This is a genomic window from Stenotrophomonas indicatrix (assembly GCA_041545745.1).
Classification (GTDB): domain Bacteria; phylum Pseudomonadota; class Gammaproteobacteria; order Xanthomonadales; family Xanthomonadaceae; genus Stenotrophomonas; species Stenotrophomonas indicatrix_A.
Map to the genome: position 1 here is coordinate 34,346 of CP168152.1, position 20,592 is coordinate 54,937.

Consider the following 20,592-nt stretch of genomic DNA (forward strand, 5'->3'; position numbering starts at 1 on the left):
TCCCGCCTGGCCTTGGCCTAAGCCTACCAAACTGTTGGAAGCATTGTCCTGCAAGCGTCTTGGAGACATTTCAGATCTGTTGCGGTGCAAGATGCCGGATCGGGAACGTGCTGTTAACGTCCGCCCTGACCAGCGGTGTCATCACGCTGAAACAGCCGCGATACCAGACCTTTGGGAGAGGGGAAAGGCATGCATTCTCGGAACCATGAAAAAAAGACACCGGTTACCTTGCTCGCGTTGGCCGTCGCACTGGCCCTGGCAGGCAACGCCGGCGCGCAGCAGCAGAGCGCCAACCCGAACGCCACCGACCTGGATACGGTCACCGTCACCGGCTACCGCGCCAGCGTGGAGAAGGCGCTGGACATCAAGCGCGGCGAAGCCGGCGTGGTCGATGCCATCGTTGCCGAGGACATCGGCAAGTTCCCGGACCTGAACCTGGCTGAGTCGCTGCAGCGCATCCCGGGCGTGGTCATCACCCGCGAGGCCGGCGAAGGCCGCAACATCTCGGTGCGTGGCCTCGGCCCGGAATTCACCCGCGTGCGCATCAATGGCATGGAAGCGCTGACCACGGTCGGCGCCGGTGACCAGAGCGGCGGCACCAACCGCGGCCGTGGCTTCGACTTCAACGTGTTCGCCTCGGACCTGTTCTCGCAGCTGCTGGTGCGCAAGACTGCTTCGGCCGACGTCGAGGAAGGCTCGCTGGGCGCCACCGTCGATCTGCGCACCGCGCGTCCGTTCGACTACGACGGCTTCACCTTCGCCGCCAGTGGCCAGGCCAGCTACAACGCGATGGCCGAGAAGGCCGACCCGCGCATTGCCGCACTGGTCTCCAACACCTTCGCCGATGGCACCTTCGGCGCATTGCTGTCGGTGGCCTATTCCGAGCGCCAGGCGCTGGAGGAAGGTTCCAACACCGGGCGCTGGGCCAACGGCCCGAGCAACGGCAACTTCGCCGCGTCCTCGCCGTTCGCCGCCGCGCGTGGCGCCAACGTGTTCCATCCGCGCTTCCCGCGCTACGTGCAGATGGAACACGAACAGAAGCGGCTGGGCGTAACCGGTTCGCTGCAGTGGAAGCCGAACGACGCCACCGAGATCTCGCTGGATGCGCTGTACTCGAAGATCGATGCGACGCGCGACGAGCACTACATCGAAGCGATCTCCTTCAGTCGCGGCGCCAATGCCAATGCGCGCCTGTCAGGCAAGCCGGCCACCATCGTCAGGAACGGAGAGATCCGCGACAACGCGCTGCTCTATGGCGAGTTCGACAATGTCGACATCCGCACCGAGAACCGCCACGACGAGTGGAGCACCGAGTTCAAGCAGATCGCGCTGAACGGCCAGCACCGCTTCGGCGATGACTTCACCCTGTCCGGCAAGATCGGCATCTCGCGCTCCAAGCACGAGAACCCGGTGCAGACCACCGTCATCATGGACAAGTACGATGTCGACGGTTACAGCTACGACTACCGTGGCAACAGCCGTGCGCCGATCCTCAACTACGGCATCGACCCGACCAATCCCAACGGCTGGGAACTGGCCGAGATCCGCCTGCGTCCGCAGTACGTGGACAACGACTTCGACACCGGCCAGATCGACTTCAACTGGAACATCAGCCCGGGCTTCCGCCTGAAGGGCGGCGTGCTGGCCAAGGACTACACGTTCAAGACCGTCGAACTGCGCCGCGCCAGCGAACTGGCCGTGCCCAACTTCGCCGGCGGCAACAGGATCGTGCCGGCGGACCTGACCGAGCAGGCCGGACTGAAGGGCATCAACGGCAGTCCGTCCAACTGGGTCGTGCCGGACTTGGATGCGATCGCCGAACAGCTGGACATCTACAGCAACAGCGGCACCTTCGCCGTCGCCCCGCGTGCCAACAACGTGCGCAGCGTCGAAGAGAAGGACCGTGGCGCCTACCTGATGGGCGAGTTCTCCACTGAACTGGGCTCGCTGCCGCTGTCGGGCAACTTCGGCGTGCGCTACGTGCGCACCAAGCAGTCGTCCACCGGTCAGTCGACGTTGGCCAACGGCACCGTCGAAACGACGGTCAGCCGCACTTACGACGATACCCTGCCCTCGTTCAACCTGGTGGCCGAAGTCACCCCGGACTTCCTGATCCGGTTGGGTGCGGCAAAGGTGATGAGCCGCCCGGGGCTGGGCAGCCTGACGCCGGGCGCAACGGTGGCCGTGGCCGGTGGTGCGCGCACCATCTCCAGCGGCAACCCGGTGCTGGATCCGATCCGCGCAACCAATGTCGACCTCGGCTTCGAGTGGTACTTCTCCGAAGGCGCGATGGCCGGCATCGGCCTGTTCTACAAGGACATCGAGAGCTTCGTGCAGACCACCCGCGAAGTGCGCCCGTTCAGCGACAGTGGCCTGCCCGCCTCGCTGCTGACTGGCACCGGTGCCTCACCCACCGATGACTTCACCTATACCAAGCCGGTCAACACCCCGGGCGGTGAACTGCACGGCGTGGAAGCCAACTACACCCAGCCCTTCACCTTCCTGCCGGGCAAGTGGGCCAACCTGGGCGTGCAGTTGAACTACACCTGGGTGGAATCGAAGATCCAGTACATCAACGCGGCCGGGCAGCCGGTGATGAAGACCGACCTGACCGGCCTGTCGAAGTCGTCGTGGAACGCCACGCTGTTCTATGAAGGCGAGACGTTCGCCGGGCGCATCTCGGCCACCAACCGCGATGATTACCTGACCCAGGCACCGGGCCAGGAAACCGGCTTCAACCTCGATGGCTACCACGGCATGACCGGTACCACGGTGTTCGATGCGTCCATCCGCTACAAGATCAGCGACCAGCTGGAACTGAGCCTGGAAGGCATCAACCTGACCAACGAAGCCTCCGACGAGTGGGTGTACTCGCCGCTGACCGGTCGCCTGCCGCTGCAGTACACCGAGACCGGCCGCCAGTACCTGCTGGGGCTGCGCTACAAGTTCTGAGCAACGCCGACGGCGTGCCACCCGGCACGTCGTCGTTCGCCACGATCGCTGCTGCGCCGCAAGGTGCCGTCGCGGCGTGGCCTTGCTACGGTCCGGCGGCCCTTGCCGGCCGTCGCCCGTTGAAAGGAAACGCCTGATGCCGCACCGCTCGACCCTGTCCCGCTGCCTGCTGCTCGCAGCGGCCCTGGCTGCCGGCCCCGCGATGGCCGCTACCGATGCGCCCACGCTGCTGTTCCACGTCGATGCCGGCAAGGGGCTGGAGGCCGTGGTGGCGCACGGGGAAGCGGTGCCGAACTTCCGCGACAAGGTCGACATCGTCGACGACGGAGCGCGCGGCAAGGCGATCCAGTGGCAGGACGACGGTGTGCTGGCCTGGGATGCGCCCGGCAACATCCTCGCCCAGCGCGGCACCCTCGCCTTCGACTGGCGCGCGCGCTATGCGGTGGGCGAAGCACCGTTCGTGATCTTCCGCGTCGGCTATGCCGACCACAGCAGCTGGGACATGGCCTGGCTGCGCATCGACTGGAACGGGCACGGCTTCGATGCGTTCGTCACCGATGCGAACCTGGCACGCACGCGTGTGTCGTTCCGCATGGACACGCCGCCACGCGCGGACCAGTGGCTGCACCTGGCCTTCGCCTGGGATGAAGACCAGGGCGTGCGCCTGTTCGTCGATGGTCGCGAGGTGGCGCGTGTGCAGGCCAGCGGTGACTACGATGCAGCGCTGGACCAGCTCGGCCTGGCCGGACGGGTAATGGCGCCCTATCAGGTGCAGAGTCGCTACAACTTCCTGCGCGGCAGCGATTTCCAGCACATCCGCGTGTACGACCGCATGCTTGACGCTGCGGCCGTCAGTGCGCTCGCGCGTGGCAAGGTCGTCACCAGCGCCGTTGCCAACGCTGCGGATGACCGTGCCTGGCTGCATCGCTTCGGCTGGGACGGAGTACCGCCACCGGCATTGACCGCCGCCAGCACGCGCATCCGCAAGATCGAATTCGCCGATACCCGCGACCTCAAGGCGTGGATGTGGAAGGCCACCGATGGCATCGCCGAGACCACCTGGCCGGGTGTCTACAACCGCTCGCGCCTGCCCGGCCGCAACGACTACTTCCAGTTGCCGGACTGGAACACCTACGTGGAAGGTGGCCAGCATCTGGACCTGACCGTGCCCGCCGGCGAGACCGTCAACCGGGTGGAGATCCGCGGCGCGGCGTTCGGCACGCTGGCCCATGGCCGCGATGCGGCGCACGCCACGCAGGTGCTGGCGACGCGGCCCAAAGGTGTGGTGCGCAGCGTCGACGATATTCCGGCGCAGACCGGTGGCGTGCTGCGCTTCAGCAACGTTGAACAGGAAACGCCGATCCAGGAGATCTGGGCATATGACGTGAGCCAAGGCGCCGAGCCCGATGGCACGGTCAAACAGGCCTATGTCATCGACAGCCAGGCGTTGCCCGATTACACCAACCTGGACACGCTGCGCCGCTACATCGAGGGCCGCTACCCGGCGGCCGAACGCAGCACGGTGATGGCGCTGCCGAAGGGCGCAGGCTCGCGACGGCGCAGCGCCGACACGCTGCCGGCCCAGCCGAAGCCGATCGTGCACGTGTTGATTCCCTCCGGCGTGGGTGATGCGCCGGCCAACCAGCCGTTGATCCGCAGCTGGGCCTACAGCTGGGAAAACATGCATGACGGGCTGGACGGCGTGGCCATCGACATCCCCACGCTGGACCTGCCGGCAACGCACGACGGCCTGATCCCGCTGAACATCCGCATCAAGGATCCGATCTGGCCGGCGCGCGACATGATCGATGTTTCGGTCTCGGTGCAGCCCGGGCAGAAGCGCACGCTGTGGCTGGACCTGCGCGACCGCATCCTTACGCCCGACAGCCTGTGGCTGAGCATCGCCTCGGCTGCTCCCGGCTTCGATGCGGCGTCGCTGGATGGTGCACAGGTGCGGCTGGTGTTCAAGCCACGCGCCGATGCGATCAAGGAGCACGTGGCCGACCGCTTCAACCAGGTGCGCGACAACTGGGGCTTCCTGGTGGAGGAACACACCACCTCCAAGCGCCAGCGCCTGTATGCGCGCGTCTACGCGGACCTGAGCGATCTGCTGCGGGTCGACCCGGATCACGAGCTGGGCCGGTTGTACTGGAACTACATCAGCTACAACAGCCAGGGCCGCCCGCCGTACACCGCGCCGGAGGTGCCCAAGGGGGTACCTGCATGGGCCTTCCACCAGGTGCAGGACCTGGCCCAGGTGCGGCAGTTCGTCGACTGGTGGATCGATCAGCGCCAGGTGGCCTACGGCGATTTCGGTGGCGGCATCTCCGATGATTCCGACCTGACCCAGCAATGGCCGGGGCTGGCCCTGATGGGCGTGCAGCCGGACCGACTGAATGCCTCACTGACTGCCTTGTCCGACGCGGTGTACCGCAATGGCATGTTCAGCAATGGCCTCAGCACCATCGAGACCGATGAGCTGCATTCCTACGAGGAAGGCATCAACACCAACAGCGCGATGCTCTACCTCAACTGGGGCGATCCACTGACCCTGGAACGATTGATGGAAACGGTGAAGGCGTTCGACGAGCGCATCATCCTGCGCAACCCGCAGGGTCATCTGCTGTTCTCCAGCAACTGGTTCGGTGGCAACAAGATTTACCGCGAACCGAACTGGCAGTGGCAGAAGCCGTATTCGTTCCCGGTGCTGCATCCGGCGTTCCTGCTGGGCCAGTACAACGCCGACCCGACCGGGCGCCGGCTGGTGATCGGCTTGGCCGATGGCTATCTGGCCCATGCCGGCAGCGACGACAAGGGCCGCTTCACCCTGCCCAACGAGATCAACTGGGCGACGGGTGAGACCCGTGGCGGCGAACTCAACAACGGCTCCGGCAGCGGCGACACGATGCACACCTTCTGGGCGGCATGGCGCTGGACCGGTGATGCGAAGTACCTGCAGGCACTGGACTATCGCGTGCAGCGCGGCGGCCCCGGCGCGCTGGCCAACCTCGGCGAGAACTACGTGGAGGCGCTCGGCCGGCAGCAGGACTGGTACCCGCTGCTGACCGCCGATGCCGATGCCGGGAAGACCGGCTTCGCCAGCCTGATGGCCTGGCAGGCCAGCGGGGAACGCAAGTACATCGACGCACTGCATGCCGATGGCCTGCAGGCCAAGGTGCAACGTGCGTACATGAACACCGAGGGCCACTGGTGGTCCGACCGGGTGGAAGCGCCGAGCGAGTTCCTGCAGCGTGCACGGCTGGGTGGCATCGCCCTGAAGCGCAACCAGAGCTGGCCCGGGCACACCGTCAGCTGGCGCTTCGATCGTGAAGGCGCGGCGGAACAGGTCGCACTGCTGGTGCATGCGCCCTCGCGCGAGCGCTTCACGGTCACCAGCCACAACCTCGGCGCGCGCGTGATTGCCGCCGACATGACGGGTTGGAACGTGGCCAGCGGAACCTGGCGGGTGCGCAGTGGCGCGGATGGCGATGACGATGGCCGCATCGACGGTACGCCGCGCGAGCGAACGGTGCAGCTGGAGACGAGTGCGTCGATACCGATGCAGTTCCAGCCAGGCCGCACCGAGGTATTCGAATTCGAGCGTGTGTCTGCGGGGACGCCGGTGGAAACACGCCCGGATCTGGGCGTGGGCCGTGGTGATGTACGTGTGGACGGGCGCCAGGTGCACGTGACCGTGCACGGCCTTGGGCATGTGGCCAGCGGCGTGGGCGTGGCGGTGCTGGAAGATGCGCGGGGCCGCGAGATCGTACGCACCGACGTGCCGGCGATGGCTGCACCGACTGACCTGTTGCCGAAGACCGCAGTGGTGTCGTTGCCGTTGCCGGCCGGTGATCGCAGTGGCCTGCGCGTGCGTGTTGCACTGGCCGATGGCGGTGAGGAAGTGACGCGGCTCAACAATGTGGCGGACGTGCCGCGGTGACGCTTGGTTGCGATCAGGACGCCTCGGTCTCCATCACCTTCACCCGGCGCTGGTACCAGCCGTCATCCAGCGGATCGAACACCGCGCTGCGCTCCATCACGCCCTGGTAGACGTGTACCGACACCGCTATGTCCTGATCGCTGGCGTTGCGCAGCGTGTGGTATTCGTGCGGCGGGATCAGGCTGCCGGCGCTGCCGCGGAGCCCGTACAGCGTGTCCTGCGCGGCGAAGCGGTGACGCTCGCCACGCTGTTCGAGCAGCGCGTACGGGGTCACGATCAGCTCGCCCTGCCAGACCCCTTCCACGCACCACATCGCATCGTGGTCGTGCAGCGGCGTGCCCTGCCCCGGGCCCCAGCACATCGCAATCACGCTGTAGCCCAGCGTGGGGCTTCGATGCAGTTCGCGGCGCGCGTAATGGCCATCCACGGGACAACGTACGCAGGGTGGCAGGTCGATCAGTGGATCGACGATGGCCTCGCGCAGCACCCGTTGCAGCGCACCGGTGATTGCCTGCGGATCGACCAGGCAGACGGCGGCATCAATTCCTGCAATCAAGCGCTCGCGGCCGGTGAACGGCGGTGGCGTGAACATCGCTTCCATGAACCGACTCTAGCCGAGGCGGGTTAACAGAATGTTTGCACCGCGGTGTCATCACTGCGTGCCACGTTGCACGAACGGCACTTTTGCATAGAGCGCACGCTCTCCCGCGCGTGGATCGTCAACCATGCGGCTGTGCCGATCGAACAGCATCGTCTGCCGGTGCGGCAATGAATACGGGGCCCATTGCGGCATTCCTGCGTGATTCGGATCGCCGTTGCGCGCAAACGCAATCAGGGCATCGCTCATCGTCACCGCCAGTGCAATGGCATCTTCACCACCGCCGGTGCGGGCACCGGGCAGGCCGGCGTTGTCGAACACCAGCGGAATATCCAGCGTGTGGAACGCGCGCAGACGTCCCTCTTCCACCGGTGACGGCCAATCGAGCTGGTAGGCCCAGGTCCGTGCGGCACCGGTTGTCTGCCGGGCGCGTGCTTCCAGCTCTTCCACCGCGCCGCGCCAGGAACGGCCGGCCGTGGTGGCGGCAAAGAACACTTCCGACGGCGTGTAGTGCGGGTACAGGCGTCGATACTCTGCGATCACCACCGAGGGCAGAAGATCGACGAACTGCTGCTTCTGCAGCTGCGCCGGCAGACTCTCCCAGGTCAGCGTGAAGTTGGCGGGATCGTTGCCAAGGAAGGCGCGCGTCTCATCGCGGGTGTTGCCGATCACCATCGGAATCGACGCGGACTGCGCCGGTGCCTGTGGCCAGAACGGATGCACCGGCAGCACCACGTCATCCAGCACCGGGCCGAAGTACAGCGCGCTGCTTTCCACCCGCGAAGGATCGCGTGCGCGGGTGGCGGCCAGCAGGTCGGCCGCGGGCAAGCGCAGCAGCGCCCGCAGGTCGGGCGCGCCCACCGCATCCATCGCAATCGAAGCCCGTTGCGCCGCCGCACGCGGACCGGCCGCGGTGACCTGCTGCCCGCTCATCGTCCACGCGCGCTGGAACAGGCCCTCCGCTGCGGGCATCGCCATCAGCGTGGCGATCTTGGCACCGCCACCGGATTGCCCGAACACGGTGATGTTGCCGGCATCGCCACCGAACACTGCGGCGTGCTCGTGCACCCACTGCAGCGCCTGCACCAGGTCGAGCTGGCCGACGTTGCCGGAGGCCGCATAACGCGGATCGCCCAGCGCACCCAGGTACAGGTAGCCGAAGGTGTTCAGACGATGATTGACGGTGACCACCACCACGTCGCCGCGTCGGCACAGCGCGCTGCCGTCGTACAGCGGGTCGCTGCCAGAACCGTTGTTGAAGCCGCCGCCATGCAGGTACACCAGGATCGGTCGCTTGCCGTTGTCGCCCAGTGCCGGCGTCCATACGTTGAGGAACAGGCAATCTTCGCTGCCCGGACCATCCGCCCCGGTCTGGGGCGCAGAGGCGGCGTATTCCAGGGCGTCGGCGATACCACGCCAGCCTGTCTCGCGGCGCGGCGGCTGGAATCGGTAGACCGCAGTGTCGGCGCCATATCGCAGGCCGCGGAACACGTGAACCCCCTGCTCGCGCTGGCCGCGCACGCGGCCGCCACGGACGCGCGCCACGATCTGCGTGTCATCGCGTGGTCCAGGCATCGCGGAAGCAGGAAGCGCTGCGAGGGTACCGGTGGCCAGCGCCCAGCGTGTACTGTCGAGCAGGAAACGGCGGCGCTGCAGGTCGGTCGTCCCTGCGTTCAAGGCGCGGCCTCCGTCGCCTGCAGCCAGCGTTGTGCCAGCAGCGGCCATACGGCCAGTGTCGAATCGGGCGGTATGCGCATGCCGAAGCCATGGCCACCATGGGCGAACAGATGCAGCTCGTGTTCGACACCCGCCTTGGCCAGCGCGTGCGCCATCACCTCGCTGTTGCGCACGCTGACCACGCGGTCGTCGTTGGCGTGGATCAGCAGTGTCGGCGGCATGTCCGCGCGTACGTGCTGCTGCATCGAATACTGCGCAGCCAGCGCCGCATCGGCCTGCTCGCCCAGCAGACGCCTGCGTGAGCCGCTGTGAGCATGCGGACCCATATCGATCACCGGATACACCAGCACCGCGCGTGCCGGACGCGCGCTGAGGCGGTCGATGGCATCGCGCGGCGGGTAGATCGGCGCATCGAAGCTGATGGCCAGCCGTGCGGCCAGGTGGCCACCGGCGGAGAAACCCATCACCGACACGCTGTCGGCATCCAGCCTGCGCCGTGCGGCCTGGTCGCGCACCACGCGCAGTGCGCGCTGCGCGTCGGCCAGCGCCGCCTGGCGGTCGCGACCGGCCTGCGGCAGGCGGTAGCGCAGCACGAACAGGGTGTAGCCGGCACGGTCCACCCACTCCGGCACCAGCGCGCTGTCCTCCTTGTCGATCACCACGCGCTGGTAGCCGCCACCGGGAATCACCAGCAGCGCGCGGCCGTTGGCACGGGCCGGCGTGTGTACCAGCAGATAGGGCGCATCGACCTGGTCGATGAAGCGATCGGGGTGGGCCGGATCATCGCTGCGCTCGACCACGCGGACCGGCCGCGCAGTGCCCGTTTCACCGGGGACCTGCCCGGCCGGCCACAGTGCCAGCTGCTCGCCAGCAAGTTCCTGGCCCAGGCGTTCGTCTGCGCGCAACGGCACATCGGCCGCAGATGCGGGGACGGTCAGCAGCAGACCTGACAGCAACAACAGCACACGGGGAAAACGCATGGTGGGCAGGGCTCCAGCGGGGAGATGACAGAGTGGCCGAGGTCACCGGCAAGCGCTCGTGATGCGCTGCGGCTTGCGCGATGACACCGGTTTACCATATACACCTCCTGCAGACGCTGTCGATGGGCAGTGCAACAACGCCAGAGGGAGACCGTTCTTGAGCAACGAACACGGCATACATGGGCAGACGCCGGCGCCGGACGATGCGGCCGCGATCGCCCACGCTTTCACCACCGCACGCCGCAGCGGCCAGGCCCTGCCCGGCTTCCCGGGCCTTGTCCCGCCTGACCTGGTGGCTGCCTACCAGGTGCAGGATCTGGCTATTGCCAGCTGGGGTGACCAAGTGGTGGGCTGGAAGGTCGGCTACATCGCCGCCGAGCGCCGCGATGCGTCCGGGGACGATCGCCTGCTGGGCCCGGTTTTCTCGCGTCAGCTGAAAAATGCTACCGGTGGAACAGTGGATATTCCGGTGTTCGTCGGCGGCTTTGGCGCGGTCGAGGCGGAGTACGTGCTGGAGTTGTTGGAGGACGCTCCGACCGGACAGCTGCACTGGACCCCCGAGCAGGCTGAAGCGCTGCCGGCGCGCCTTTACATCGGTGTGGAAGTGGCCAGCAGCCCGCTGGCGACGATCAACGAACTCGGCCCGCGCGTGGTGGTGTCCGACTTCGGCAACAACAACGGCCTGGTGCTGGGGCCGGAGATTGCCGATTGGACCGCCCGCGACGAAACCGACCTGCGTGCCGAAACCCTGATCGAGGGCGAGGTAGTCGGCACCGGCGGTGCGACCCGCCTGCCCGGCGGCCTGCGCGCGGCATATGCGTTCGCGTTGTCCCGTTCGGCACTGCGCGGCCGGCCATTGCAGCGGGGCGACCTGATCGCCACCGGCAACGCCACCGGCATCCATGACATCACCGTGGGGCAGACGGCGCTGGTGCGGTTTGCCGGCTTCGGCGAAATTGCCTGCAGGGCCGTGCCGGCTGGGTGACCGCCGCACGACCCGGTGAACACGCGCGGGAGGGCGCAGATGATCACACGACGACATTTCCTGGCCGGCGGCGCTGCTGCGCTGGCCACCCCGATGCTCGCGGCCTGTGGCCGCGGGCCCGCCAATGCCATCGATGGTGGCCAGCTGCTGACGGCTACCGACGTGCACGTGGCCGACTACCCCACCGTGACCGCGGTGAAGTGGATCGGCGAAACCCTGCAGCGCGAAAGCAACGGTCGCCTGCGCCTGCGGCAATACCATTCCGGCCAGCTCGGTCGCGAATCGGAAGCGATCGACATGGCCCGTTTCGGTGCCATCGACATCACCCGCGTGTATGCCGGTGCATTGAACAACGCCTTCCCGCTGACCCAGGCACTGTGCCTGCCGTATGTGTTCGAGTCGGTCGCGCACCAGCGCGCCGCACTGGATGGCGGCATCGCCGATGCGGTGCTGCGTGGTTTCGAGAGCCGCGACCTGGTCGGCCTGGCCATCTATGATTCCGGCGCGCGCTGCTTCTACAACACCAAGCATCCGATCGTGCAGCCCGGTGATCTGCACGGGCTGAAACTGCGTGTGGCGTCCTCGGACATCTTCATCCAGCTGATGCGCCTGCTCGGCGCCAACCCCACGCCGATGTCGTTGGGCGATACGTTCTCCGGCATGGAAACGCACATGATCGATGGCGCCGAGAACAACATGCGCAGCTTCCATTCCAGCCGGCACTTCGAGGCCGCGCAGTACTGGTCGCAGAGCGATCACTCGTATGCGCCGGACGTGCTGCTGATGTCGCGCGCCAGCTTCGAGCGCCTGCAGCCGGCTGATCGCCAGCTGTTGCTGGAGACCGCGCGCGCCTCGGTGAAGGTGATGCGCGCGCAATGGGATGCGTCCGAAGATGCTGCGCGTCGCGCGGTGCTGGCCTCTGGCGTGAAAGCCAACGAGGTGGACCTGCCCGCATTCCACGCCGCCGCCCAGCCGCTGCTGCAGCAGTACCTGCAGCAATCCGAGCTGGCCGCACTGGTCGCACGCATCCGCGCCGCTGCCTGAGGACACTGCCATGACCGAGACGACGATTCCCGCCACCGGCCCCGGCCAGCGCCTGCTGGACCGCATCGCCGACTTCGCCATCTACTTCGCCGTGGCTGCGCTGCTGGGGCTGGTGGTGGTGCAGGGCTGGCAGGTCTTCGCCCGCTATGTGATCAACGATTCACCCAGCTGGACCGAGCCGGTGACCCTGCTGCTGCTGGCCACGGCGATGAGCCTGGGCGCGGCCTGCGGCGTGCACACCAACCGCCACTTCGGCTTCTTCCTGCTGCACGCCTACATGGGTGTCGGCCTGCGCCGGGCGGTGGATGTATTCACCCAGCTGGTGGTGGCGCTGTTGGGCGGCTTCATCGCGTTCTGGTCGGCCGACCTGCTGCTCGATGGCATGGACATCAAGACCGCTGGCGCCAACCTGCCGCAGAGCATCAACTACCTGCCTCTGGCCGTGGGCGGCGCGCTGATGCTGCTGTTCGCGCTGAACCGTGCATGGAAAGCGCTGCAGGCCACGGCATCCGATGCCGACGCCGCCGACGCTGAAGGAGATCGTTGATCCATGGGCATCACCATCCTGTTCTCTGTTTTCGCTGCGCTGCTGCTGCTGGGCGTGCCGGTGGCCTACGCGTTGGCCGCCGCTGCGCTGGCCACCCTGCTCTATCTGGACATCCCCAGCATCGTGCTGGTGCAGCAGATCTCCGCCGGTACTGGTTCGGCCTCGTTGATCGCCATTCCACTGTTCATCTTCGCTGGCGAGATCATGATGCGCGGCGGCATCTCCGAACGCCTGATCGCCCTGGCGTCATCGCTGGTCGGGCGCTTGCGCGGCGGCCTGGGCCAGGTATCGATCCTGTCCTCGCTGTTCTTCGGTGGTGTATCCGGCTCGGCCATCGCCGATGTGTCGGCAGTGGGCGGCACGATGATTCCGCAGATGGTCAAGCGTGGCTACGACCGCGATTTCGCGGTGAACGTCAGCATCACGGCCGCGCTGGTGGCGCTGCTGGTGCCGCCATCGCACAACCTGATCCTGTTCTCGGCCGCTGCCGGTGGTGGCCTGTCGATCGCCGACCTGTTCGCCGCAGGCATCGTGCCGGCGCTGCTGATGACGCTGGCGCTGATGATCACCGGCTATGTGGTCGCGCGTCGCCGGGGGTATGGCGTGGAAGTGTTCCCGGGCTGGCGCGCGGTACTGCTGCGCATCGTCTCCGCCCTGCCCGGCCTCGGTCTGGTGGCGCTGATCTTTGTCGGTATCCGCGCCGGCATCTTCACTGCAGTGGAGAGCGCGGCCATCGCCGTGGTCTACGCCCTGCTGGTCACCACCGTGCTGTACCGGCAACTGCGCTGGCGCGAGTTCTTCGACACCGTCGTCCATGCCGCACGCAGCACCGGCGTGATCCTGTTCGTGATCGCAACCGCAGCGGTGTTCGGCTGGCTGCTGGCCTACCTGCAGGTGCCTGCGGTGGCGGTGGACTTCCTGCAGTCGTTCGCGCACAGCCAGTGCATGGTGCTGCTGATGATCGTGGTGATGCTGTTGCTGCTGGGCACCTTCATGGACCTCGCACCGTTGATCCTGATCTGCACGCCGATCTTCCTGCCGGTGGCCAGGGCCTATGGCATCGACCCGATCCACTTCGGCCTGGTGCTGGTGCTGGCCGGCGGCCTCGGACTGGTCACGCCACCCGTGGGCTCGGTGCTGTTCATCGGCACTGCCATCGGCAAGATCAGCGTCGGGCAGAGCATGCGCACGATCTGGCCATTCTGGTTCGCCGCGCTGGGCGTACTGCTGATCGTCACCTTCTTCCCAGCGCTGTCGCTGTGGCTGCCCGCCACGCTGCGCGCCTGATGACCGGAGGCAATCCCATGACACCGATGCTGCGCCGCGCTGCTGCAACTGCCCTGCTTGGCCTGATGCTGGCTGCGCTGCCCGCACTGGCTGCCGATCCCGTGCCTGCGCAGTGGAAGCGCGGCATCGAGCACCAGCGCCAGGCTGACCTCGGCAATGGCACCTTCCTCAACCCGGTGCTGGCCGGTGACAGGCCCGATCCGTCGGTGCTGAAGGACGGCGACGACTACTACCTCACCCTGTCCTCGTTCGATGCCTACCCCGGCCTGCCGATCTGGCACTCGCGCGACCTGGTGAACTGGCAGCCGCTCGGCCATGCGATCACGCAGAACGTGGGCGCGATCTGGGCGCCGGACATCGTCAAGCACCAGGGCCGCTACTTCATCTACTTCCCGGCGCGCACCGGTGAGCGCCGCAGCAACTTCGTGGTCTGGGCCGATGACATCAAGGGTCCCTGGAGCGCGCCGATCGACATCGGCCTGGGCGGCTACATCGATCCCGGCCACGCGGTGGGTGAAGACGGAAAGCGCTACCTGTTCCTCAGTGGTGGCGATTATGTGCAGCTGGCCGATGACGGCCTGAGCGTGGCGGGTACGCCGAAGCATGTGTACGACGGCTGGCGCTACCCGGAAAGCTGGGACGTAGAGGCCTACGCCCAGGAAGGGCCGAAGATCCACTTCCGCGATGGTTGGTACTACATGACCACCGCAGTGGGCGGCACCGCCGGCCCGCCGACCGGGCACATGGTGATCACCGCACGCTCGCGCTCGATCCACGGCCCGTGGGTGAACGCGCCGAACAACCCGATCATGCGCACGCAGTCCGCCGCCGAACCGTGGTGGTCGCGCGGCCACGCCACGGTGATCGAAGGCACCGACGGCCGTTGGTGGATGATGTACCACGGCTACGAAAACGGCTTCTGGACGCTGGGCCGGCAGGCGCTGCTGGAGCCGATCGAATGGACCACCGATGGCTGGTTCGTGGCCAAGGGCGGTGATCTTGGGCAGCCGCTGCGCAAGCCATCGGGCAGCGCGCTGACGCCGCACGGGATGGCCCTGTCCGATGATTTCAACGGCCGTACGCTGGGCCCGCAGTGGGCGTTCTTCAACCCGGCGGTGGATGAATACCGGCGCCTGCGTTTCAGCGGCGACGGGCTGGTGCTGCAGGGCAAGGGCAGCACGCCGCGCGATGCCTCGCCGCTGACCACCATCGCCGGCGACCCGGCCTACCAGTTCGAGGTGCAGATGGAGATCGCCCCCGGCGCGGTCGGCGGTGCGCTGCTGTTCTACAGCGACCGCCTGTACGTGGGCGTGGGCAGTAACGGCGAGCAGTTCGTCATGCACCGCTACGGCGAGGAGCGCCCCACCCGGCTGGCGGCCAGTGCCAAGGGCGGCCGGCTCTGGCTGCGGGTGACCAACAACCGCCACATCGTCACCATCCATTCCAGTGCCGATGGCCAGACCTGGCAGAAGTATCCGGTTCAGATGGAAGTGTCCGGTTACCATCACAATGTGGCCGGCAAGTTCCTGGCACTGAAACCGGCGCTGTATGCGGCCGGCAACGGTGCGGTAACCTTCCGCAGCTTCCGCTATCGCGCGCTGGACTGAGCGCGCGCTGGAATCCCCAGGCTTATCGGGTTCACTACATGTCAGTGCGCAACAAGAACGATGCCGCTACGCCGGCATTGGCAAAGGGCAAGGCAGCCACGATCAATGACATCGCGCGACTGTCGGGTGTATCCAAGAAAACGGTTTCAAGGATCATCAACAACTCGCCGCTGGTGCGCAAGGACACGCGCGACAAGGTGGAAGCGTTGATGCGCGAGGTCGGTTACAGCCCCGACCCGCTGGCCCGTGGCCTGGCCTTCCGCCGCTCGTTCCTGATCGGCATGGTCTACGACAACCCCACCGCGCAGTACATCGTGGACATGCAGTACGGCGCGCTGGATGCGCTGCGTGGCTCCAGCTTCGAACTGGTGGTGCACCCCTGCGACAGCCGCAGCCCGGGCTACATCGACGGCGTGCGCCGCTTCGCCCAGCAGCAGAAGCTGCATGGGGTGATCCTGGTGCCGCGTGCGTCCGAAGACCAGGCACTGGCGGACATGCTGGACGAGATCGGCTGCCGCTTCACCCGCGTGGCTGCGCTGCCGCTGGATGAAACCTCGCAGATGGTGGTCACCCACGACCGCGATGGTGCCGCTGAAGCCGCTGACTACCTGCTCTCGCTTGGCCACCGCGATATCGCCCTGGTGACCGGCCCGAGTGCCTACCGCTCGGCGCACGAACGCACCGCCGGCTTCATCGAGGCGCTGTCGCAGCGTGGCATCGAGCTGCCGAAGGACCGCATCATCGAGGCCGGCTACACCTTCGAATCCGGTGTGGCCGCCGCCGAGAAACTGCTGCTGGGCAAGCGTCGGCCGACCGCGATCTTCACCGGCAACGACGAAATGGCGGCCGGTGTCTACAAGGTCGCGCTGCGTGCCGGCATCAACATACCGCGCCAGTTGTCGATCATCGGCTACGACGACAGCCCGCTGGCCTCGCGCCTGTGGCCGTCGTTGACCTCGGTGCGCCGGCATACCCGCGATACCGGCCGCACCGCTGCGGCCATGCTGATCCAGCCCGAAGGCCAGCCCGCGCTGCAGATCGCCAGCGTGCGTCCGCACCTGATCGTGCGCGATTCCTGCCAACCGCCGGAGGACTGATTCCAAAGGAATCAGTCCTGTAGGTCGCCAGCTTGCTTGCGACGCGTCCAGAAGGAATCAGTCCTGTAGGTCACGACCGTTGGTCGTGACACTCCACCCGCCCCTCCCCCATCGATCGCACCCTGCCGATGCCGTCCAACCGCCATCGTGCAGCGCAAAATGACACCGGTTTCCTGTCTAGCTAGAATCGACCGTGAACCGTGCCGGGGCCAAACCATCGGCCCGCCCCCTGCTCTGGAGAAGCCATGTACTGCAAGACCCATTACGCCACCCATCCCGATGCCATCAAGGGCGCCAGCAACGATCAGCTGCGCGAGCTGTACCTGCTCGATGGCCTGTTCAACGCCGATGCGGTGACCCTGAAGTACACCCACTACGAACGCTTCGTGCTGGGTGGCGCCGCGCCGGTCAACGGCCCGCTGGCCCTGCCCGCGCAGACCGAACCGGCCTCGGCCGCCGGCCATCCGTTCCTGGAGCGCCGCGAGCTGGGCATCATCAACGTCGGCAGCGGCACCGGTACGGTCACCGTCGATGGCACCGTGTACACGCTGGGGCCGAAGGATGGCCTGTACGTGGCGATGGGCAGCAAGGACGTCGTCTTCGCTTCGCAGGATGCCGCCAACCCGGCGCAGTTCTACCTGGCCTCGACCCCGGCCCATGCGCGCTTTGAAACCAAGCAGCTGTCGATCAAGGACGCGGTTGCACTCGATCGCGGCGCGCTGGAAACCAGCAACGAGCGCACCATCTACCAGTACATCGTGCCGGCCACCTGCCAGTCCTCGCAGCTGCTGCTGGGCCTGACCGTGCTCAAGCCGGGCAGCGTGTGGAACACCATGCCGCCGCACCTGCACGACCGCCGCAGCGAGGTCTACTTCTACTTCGACCTGGGCGACAGCGACCGCGTCTACCACTTCATGGGCGAGCCGGACGCACAGCGCCACATCGTCATCCAGAACAACGAAGCGGTGGTATCGCCGCCGTGGTCGATCCACATGGGTGCCGGTACCAGCAACTACGCCTTCATCTGGGCGATGGGTGGCGAGAACCTGGATTACACCGACATGCACGTGCTGGACATCTGCCAGCTCAAGTAAGCACTGACAGGCCACCGCGCACGCTGTGCGGTGGTCGCTTGCCTGCATCACGCACGCCTCTACCAAGGAACGCATACGCAATGACCAATCCCTTCAGCCTGGAAGGAAAAGTCGCTCTGGTAACCGGTGGCAATACCGGCCTGGGCCAGGGTATCGCGGTGGCACTGGCTGCCGCCGGCGCCGATGTCGCGGTGGCCGGCATCGCCCCGCCCACTGAAACCATCGAGAAGATCTCCGCGCTGGGCCGCCGCTGCCTGGCCATCGAAGCCAACCTGATCAGCATCGAGCCGGTCGAGCGCGTGGTGCGCGAAACCATCGAGGGCCTCGGCAGGCTGGACATCCTGGTCAACAACGCCGGCCTGATCCGTCGTGCCGATGCGGTGGACTTCAGCGAGCAGGACTGGGACGACGTGATGAACGTCAACATCAAGTCCGCCTTCTTCATCTCGCAGGCCGCCGGCCGCCACTTCATCGAACAGGGCAGCGGCAAGATCATCAACATCGCCTCGATGCTGTCGTTCCAGGGCGGCGTCCGCGTGCCGTCGTACACCGCCAGCAAGAGCGGTATCGCCGGCATCACCCGCTTGCTGGCCAACGAATGGGCCGGCAAGGGCGTGAACATCAACGCGATCGCGCCGGGCTACATGGCCACCGACAACACCGCCGCGCTGCGCGCCGATGCAGACCGCAACAAGGCGATTCTGGAGCGCATTCCGGCCGGCCGCTGGGGCAACCCGGAAGATCTGGCGGGAGCGGCGGTGTTCCTGGCTTCGTCGGCGTCGGACTACATCAACGGCGCAGTGCTGCCGGTCGATGGCGGTTGGCTGGCGCGGTAAAGCGCGGTCTTGGGTAGTGCCGGCCGCTGGCCGGCATCCAGGCGATGTTTCCACTGTTCATGAAGTTGCCGGCCAGCGGCCGGCACTACCGGGGCCCGGCCATGCGGAAGCTGTTGCTGCTGTTGCTGCTGTCGTGCACCGCCGCGCATGCGGCACCGGTACGGCTGTTCATCGCCGGTGATTCCACTGCGGCCGAATACGGGCCCGAGCGTGCGCCGCAGGCCGGCTGGGGCCAGGCGCTGCAGAGCTACCTGGATCCGGCACGCATCGAAGTGCGCAACCATGCAAAGGGCGGGCGCAGCACGCGCAGCTTCATCGACGAAGGGCGCCTGGATGCGATTGCCGCCGAACTAGGCCGTGGCGATGTGCTGCTGATCCAGTTCGGCCACAACGACGCGAAGTTTGAAGATCCCACGCGCTACACCGATCCGGAAAGCGACTATCCACAGCTGCTGATGCGTTACGTGCAGGTGGCGCGTGACAAGGGCGCCACACCGGTGCTGGTCACGCCGGTGGCGCGGCTGCTGTACGACTTCGGTTCGCTGCTGGATACGCACGCGCGTTACACGCTGGCCATGCAGCAGCTGGCCGCGCGCGAGCACGTTGCGCTGATCGACCTCAACGACCGCAGCACACGATGGATCCGCGCGCTGGGCGAGCAGGGCGCACGCCCGTACTTCCTGTTCGTGCCCGAGCAGAACAAGGCCGATGGCACGCACTTCAGCGCGGCCGGTGCCACTGCGGTGGCGTGCCTGGTGCTGCGCGAGGCGGTGCAGGTGTTACCGACGCTGCAACCGGCGCTGGTACGCGACATCGACTGCGATGTGATGGATGCAGGGCAGGGCGGCGATCCTGCGCGACGCTCGCAGGTGGTGCACGAAGACACGCTGGCGCGCGCGCAAGCGGGCCCGCACGGCGGCGCCGGGCCGACCACGGCGTATCCGTTCTTCGCCGATGCGCAGGGCCTGCCATTCGTGCTGCGCAAGCGTGTGCTGCACAAGGGCGCGGGCATCGGCCTGCATCCGCAGCACAAGGACGAGATCTATTACATCGTGAGCGGGCAGGGCAGCTATGTGCTGGATGGAAAGCAGCATGATGTGCGGGCCGGTCATGCGCTGCTGACGCGCAAGGGCAGCGCGCATGCGCTGCAACAGGTGGGCGAAGAGGATCTGGTGGTGCTGCTGGTCTACCCACGTTGAATGCCGGGTACGCCAGCCGAGCGTGGCTCGGATCTAATCTACAGGTCAGGGCTGCAGCGGTTCCGCGCCGAAATGCAGCAGACCCAGCCGGGCAAGATCTTCCGGACGGGCGTAGTACTCGTCTTCGAACGCCTCCAGCGCCTGCTGCTCGTCTTCGCTCATCGCGCCGTACAGGTCGGTCAGTTCCCTGATCGCCGGGGCGTCTTCCAGACGATCCAGCAGCCCGCGCATGCCCGCCAGGATCGCGTGCGTCTGTCTTGCGCCCATCGCCTGCAATGCGCGCAGCGCCAGCTGGCAGGTGGGGTCGCCCCAGTTGCACAGGAACTGCATGAAGCCGCCGTTGTTGATGTCTGCTTCCATGCGCCACAGCGCGACCAGCTGCTGGTCTTCGTCAGACAGCGCATCGAGCGACCAGGCATGCGATTGCAGGCGGGCGAGGGCGGCTTCATAGCGGTCATCCCACACCTGGTTCGGAACATCGACCACGCCGCGCTCCTGCGCCGGCAGCAGCGCCGGCCAGTTCACGCCCAGTCCGTCGGCGGTGGTGACCCACTGCGCACGTTGTTCGGCCGTGGCTTCAAACAACGCAGGCGCCCAGCGCAATGGCTGTCGGGTGTGGCGGCCATCGGCCAGGGTCAACAGGACGAAGTCTTCGTTGAAGGCAACGTCGGTAACCCGCAGGTCGGTAAACACATCGGTCATGGCCCGCAGGATACCGGAGGCCTGAACCAGGCCCCTTAAACTTCAAA

The 20,592-nt window shown here is 66.6% G+C and carries 15 protein-coding genes; 11 read left to right on the forward strand and 4 right to left on the reverse strand.

Annotation, left to right across the window (positions count from 1 at the left end; genetic code table 11):
- Nucleotides 1–189: 189 nt before the first annotated feature.
- Both ACEF39_RS00150 and ACEF39_RS00155 read left to right on the forward strand, forming a co-directional pair.
- On the forward strand, nt 190–2,952 hold the full coding sequence (locus tag ACEF39_RS00150) for a TonB-dependent receptor (protein WP_500286520.1): 2,763 nt from the start codon (nt 190–192) through the stop codon (nt 2,950–2,952).
- Between the two features lie 136 nt (nt 2,953–3,088).
- On the forward strand, nt 3,089–6,892 hold the full coding sequence (locus tag ACEF39_RS00155) for a LamG-like jellyroll fold domain-containing protein (RefSeq protein WP_500286521.1): 3,804 nt from the start codon (nt 3,089–3,091) through the stop codon (nt 6,890–6,892).
- A gap of 13 nt (nt 6,893–6,905) precedes the next feature.
- Here the strand turns inward: ACEF39_RS00155 and ACEF39_RS00160 are convergent, their stop codons facing one another.
- Genes ACEF39_RS00160 through ACEF39_RS00170 form a run of 3 tightly spaced genes read right to left on the reverse strand, consistent with a single transcriptional unit; the run spans nt 6,906 to nt 10,147 of the window.
- Nucleotides 6,906–7,493: a cysteine dioxygenase family protein gene (locus ACEF39_RS00160; RefSeq protein ID WP_500286522.1), complete on the reverse strand. Its 588-nt coding sequence runs from the start codon at nt 7,491–7,493 to the stop codon at nt 6,906–6,908.
- A gap of 51 nt (nt 7,494–7,544) precedes the next feature.
- On the reverse strand, nt 7,545–9,167 hold the full coding sequence (locus ACEF39_RS00165) for a carboxylesterase/lipase family protein (protein ID WP_500286523.1): 1,623 nt from the start codon (nt 9,165–9,167) through the stop codon (nt 7,545–7,547).
- Nucleotides 9,164–10,147 (reverse strand): alpha/beta hydrolase, encoded by a 984-nt coding sequence (locus tag ACEF39_RS00170; protein WP_500286524.1) that lies wholly within the window; start codon nt 10,145–10,147, stop codon nt 9,164–9,166. The genes ACEF39_RS00165 and ACEF39_RS00170 overlap by 4 nt, the downstream gene beginning before the upstream one ends.
- A gap of 157 nt (nt 10,148–10,304) precedes the next feature.
- On the opposite strand from ACEF39_RS00170, the gene ACEF39_RS00175 reads away from it, so the two are divergent.
- The 9 genes from ACEF39_RS00175 (at nt 10,305) to ACEF39_RS00215 (ending at nt 19,843) form a co-directional block, all read left to right on the forward strand.
- The gene (locus ACEF39_RS00175) at nt 10,305–11,132 is read left to right on the forward strand and encodes a 2-keto-4-pentenoate hydratase (protein WP_500286525.1); all 828 of its coding nucleotides are present in this window, start codon (nt 10,305–10,307) and stop codon (nt 11,130–11,132) included.
- A 39-nt stretch (nt 11,133–11,171) separates the two neighbouring features.
- The gene (locus ACEF39_RS00180) at nt 11,172–12,176 is read left to right on the forward strand and encodes a TRAP transporter substrate-binding protein (protein ID WP_500286526.1); all 1,005 of its coding nucleotides are present in this window, start codon (nt 11,172–11,174) and stop codon (nt 12,174–12,176) included.
- Between the two features lie 10 nt (nt 12,177–12,186).
- Nucleotides 12,187–12,723: a TRAP transporter small permease gene (locus tag ACEF39_RS00185; RefSeq protein ID WP_500286527.1), complete on the forward strand. Its 537-nt coding sequence runs from the start codon at nt 12,187–12,189 to the stop codon at nt 12,721–12,723.
- A 3-nt stretch (nt 12,724–12,726) separates the two neighbouring features.
- Nucleotides 12,727–14,010 carry a TRAP transporter large permease gene (locus ACEF39_RS00190; RefSeq protein ID WP_500286528.1) on the forward strand — a complete coding sequence of 428 codons (1,284 nt, stop codon included), beginning with the start codon at nt 12,727–12,729 and terminating at the stop codon, nt 14,008–14,010.
- A 65-nt stretch (nt 14,011–14,075) separates the two neighbouring features.
- Complete coding sequence (locus tag ACEF39_RS00195; RefSeq protein ID WP_500288064.1) at nt 14,076–15,617, forward strand: family 43 glycosylhydrolase; 1,542 nt, start codon at nt 14,076–14,078, stop codon at nt 15,615–15,617.
- A 38-nt stretch (nt 15,618–15,655) separates the two neighbouring features.
- The gene (locus ACEF39_RS00200; protein WP_500286529.1) at nt 15,656–16,714 is read left to right on the forward strand and encodes a LacI family DNA-binding transcriptional regulator; all 1,059 of its coding nucleotides are present in this window, start codon (nt 15,656–15,658) and stop codon (nt 16,712–16,714) included.
- A gap of 245 nt (nt 16,715–16,959) precedes the next feature.
- A complete protein-coding gene (gene kduI / locus ACEF39_RS00205) occupies nt 16,960–17,808 on the forward strand; it encodes a 5-dehydro-4-deoxy-D-glucuronate isomerase (RefSeq protein ID WP_089241851.1) in 849 nt (282 codons plus the stop codon).
- A gap of 80 nt (nt 17,809–17,888) precedes the next feature.
- Complete coding sequence (gene kduD, locus ACEF39_RS00210) at nt 17,889–18,644, forward strand: 2-dehydro-3-deoxy-D-gluconate 5-dehydrogenase KduD (RefSeq protein WP_500286530.1); 756 nt, start codon at nt 17,889–17,891, stop codon at nt 18,642–18,644.
- A 101-nt stretch (nt 18,645–18,745) separates the two neighbouring features.
- Nucleotides 18,746–19,843 carry a GDSL-type esterase/lipase family protein gene (locus tag ACEF39_RS00215; RefSeq protein WP_500286531.1) on the forward strand — a complete coding sequence of 366 codons (1,098 nt, stop codon included), beginning with the start codon at nt 18,746–18,748 and terminating at the stop codon, nt 19,841–19,843.
- A 45-nt stretch (nt 19,844–19,888) separates the two neighbouring features.
- On the opposite strand, the gene ACEF39_RS00220 is transcribed toward ACEF39_RS00215, so the two are convergent.
- Nucleotides 19,889–20,545 (reverse strand): DMP19 family protein, encoded by a 657-nt coding sequence (locus ACEF39_RS00220; RefSeq protein ID WP_500286532.1) that lies wholly within the window; start codon nt 20,543–20,545, stop codon nt 19,889–19,891.
- Nucleotides 20,546–20,592: the final 47 nt, after the last annotated feature.

What these genes read in the sequence shown, in the direction of transcription:
- ACEF39_RS00220 (WP_500286532.1), bottom strand. Translation starts at nt 20,545, where the DNA reads ATGACCGATGTGTTTACCGACCTGCGGGTTACCGACGTTGCCTTCAAC.
- ACEF39_RS00200 (WP_500286529.1), top strand. Translation starts at nt 15,656, where the DNA reads ATGTCAGTGCGCAACAAGAACGATGCCGCTACGCCGGCATTGGCAAAG.
- ACEF39_RS00155 (WP_500286521.1), top strand. Translation starts at nt 3,089, where the DNA reads ATGCCGCACCGCTCGACCCTGTCCCGCTGCCTGCTGCTCGCAGCGGCC.
- ACEF39_RS00185 (WP_500286527.1), top strand. Translation starts at nt 12,187, where the DNA reads ATGACCGAGACGACGATTCCCGCCACCGGCCCCGGCCAGCGCCTGCTG.
- ACEF39_RS00170 (WP_500286524.1), bottom strand. Translation starts at nt 10,147, where the DNA reads ATGCGTTTTCCCCGTGTGCTGTTGTTGCTGTCAGGTCTGCTGCTGACC.
- ACEF39_RS00195 (WP_500288064.1), top strand. Translation starts at nt 14,076, where the DNA reads ATGCTGGCTGCGCTGCCCGCACTGGCTGCCGATCCCGTGCCTGCGCAG.
- kduD (WP_500286530.1), top strand. Translation starts at nt 17,889, where the DNA reads ATGACCAATCCCTTCAGCCTGGAAGGAAAAGTCGCTCTGGTAACCGGT.
- ACEF39_RS00160 (WP_500286522.1), bottom strand. Translation starts at nt 7,493, where the DNA reads ATGGAAGCGATGTTCACGCCACCGCCGTTCACCGGCCGCGAGCGCTTG.
- ACEF39_RS00190 (WP_500286528.1), top strand. Translation starts at nt 12,727, where the DNA reads ATGGGCATCACCATCCTGTTCTCTGTTTTCGCTGCGCTGCTGCTGCTG.
- ACEF39_RS00215 (WP_500286531.1), top strand. Translation starts at nt 18,746, where the DNA reads ATGCGGAAGCTGTTGCTGCTGTTGCTGCTGTCGTGCACCGCCGCGCAT.
- ACEF39_RS00150 (WP_500286520.1), top strand. Translation starts at nt 190, where the DNA reads ATGCATTCTCGGAACCATGAAAAAAAGACACCGGTTACCTTGCTCGCG.
- ACEF39_RS00180 (WP_500286526.1), top strand. Translation starts at nt 11,172, where the DNA reads ATGATCACACGACGACATTTCCTGGCCGGCGGCGCTGCTGCGCTGGCC.
- kduI (WP_089241851.1), top strand. Translation starts at nt 16,960, where the DNA reads ATGTACTGCAAGACCCATTACGCCACCCATCCCGATGCCATCAAGGGC.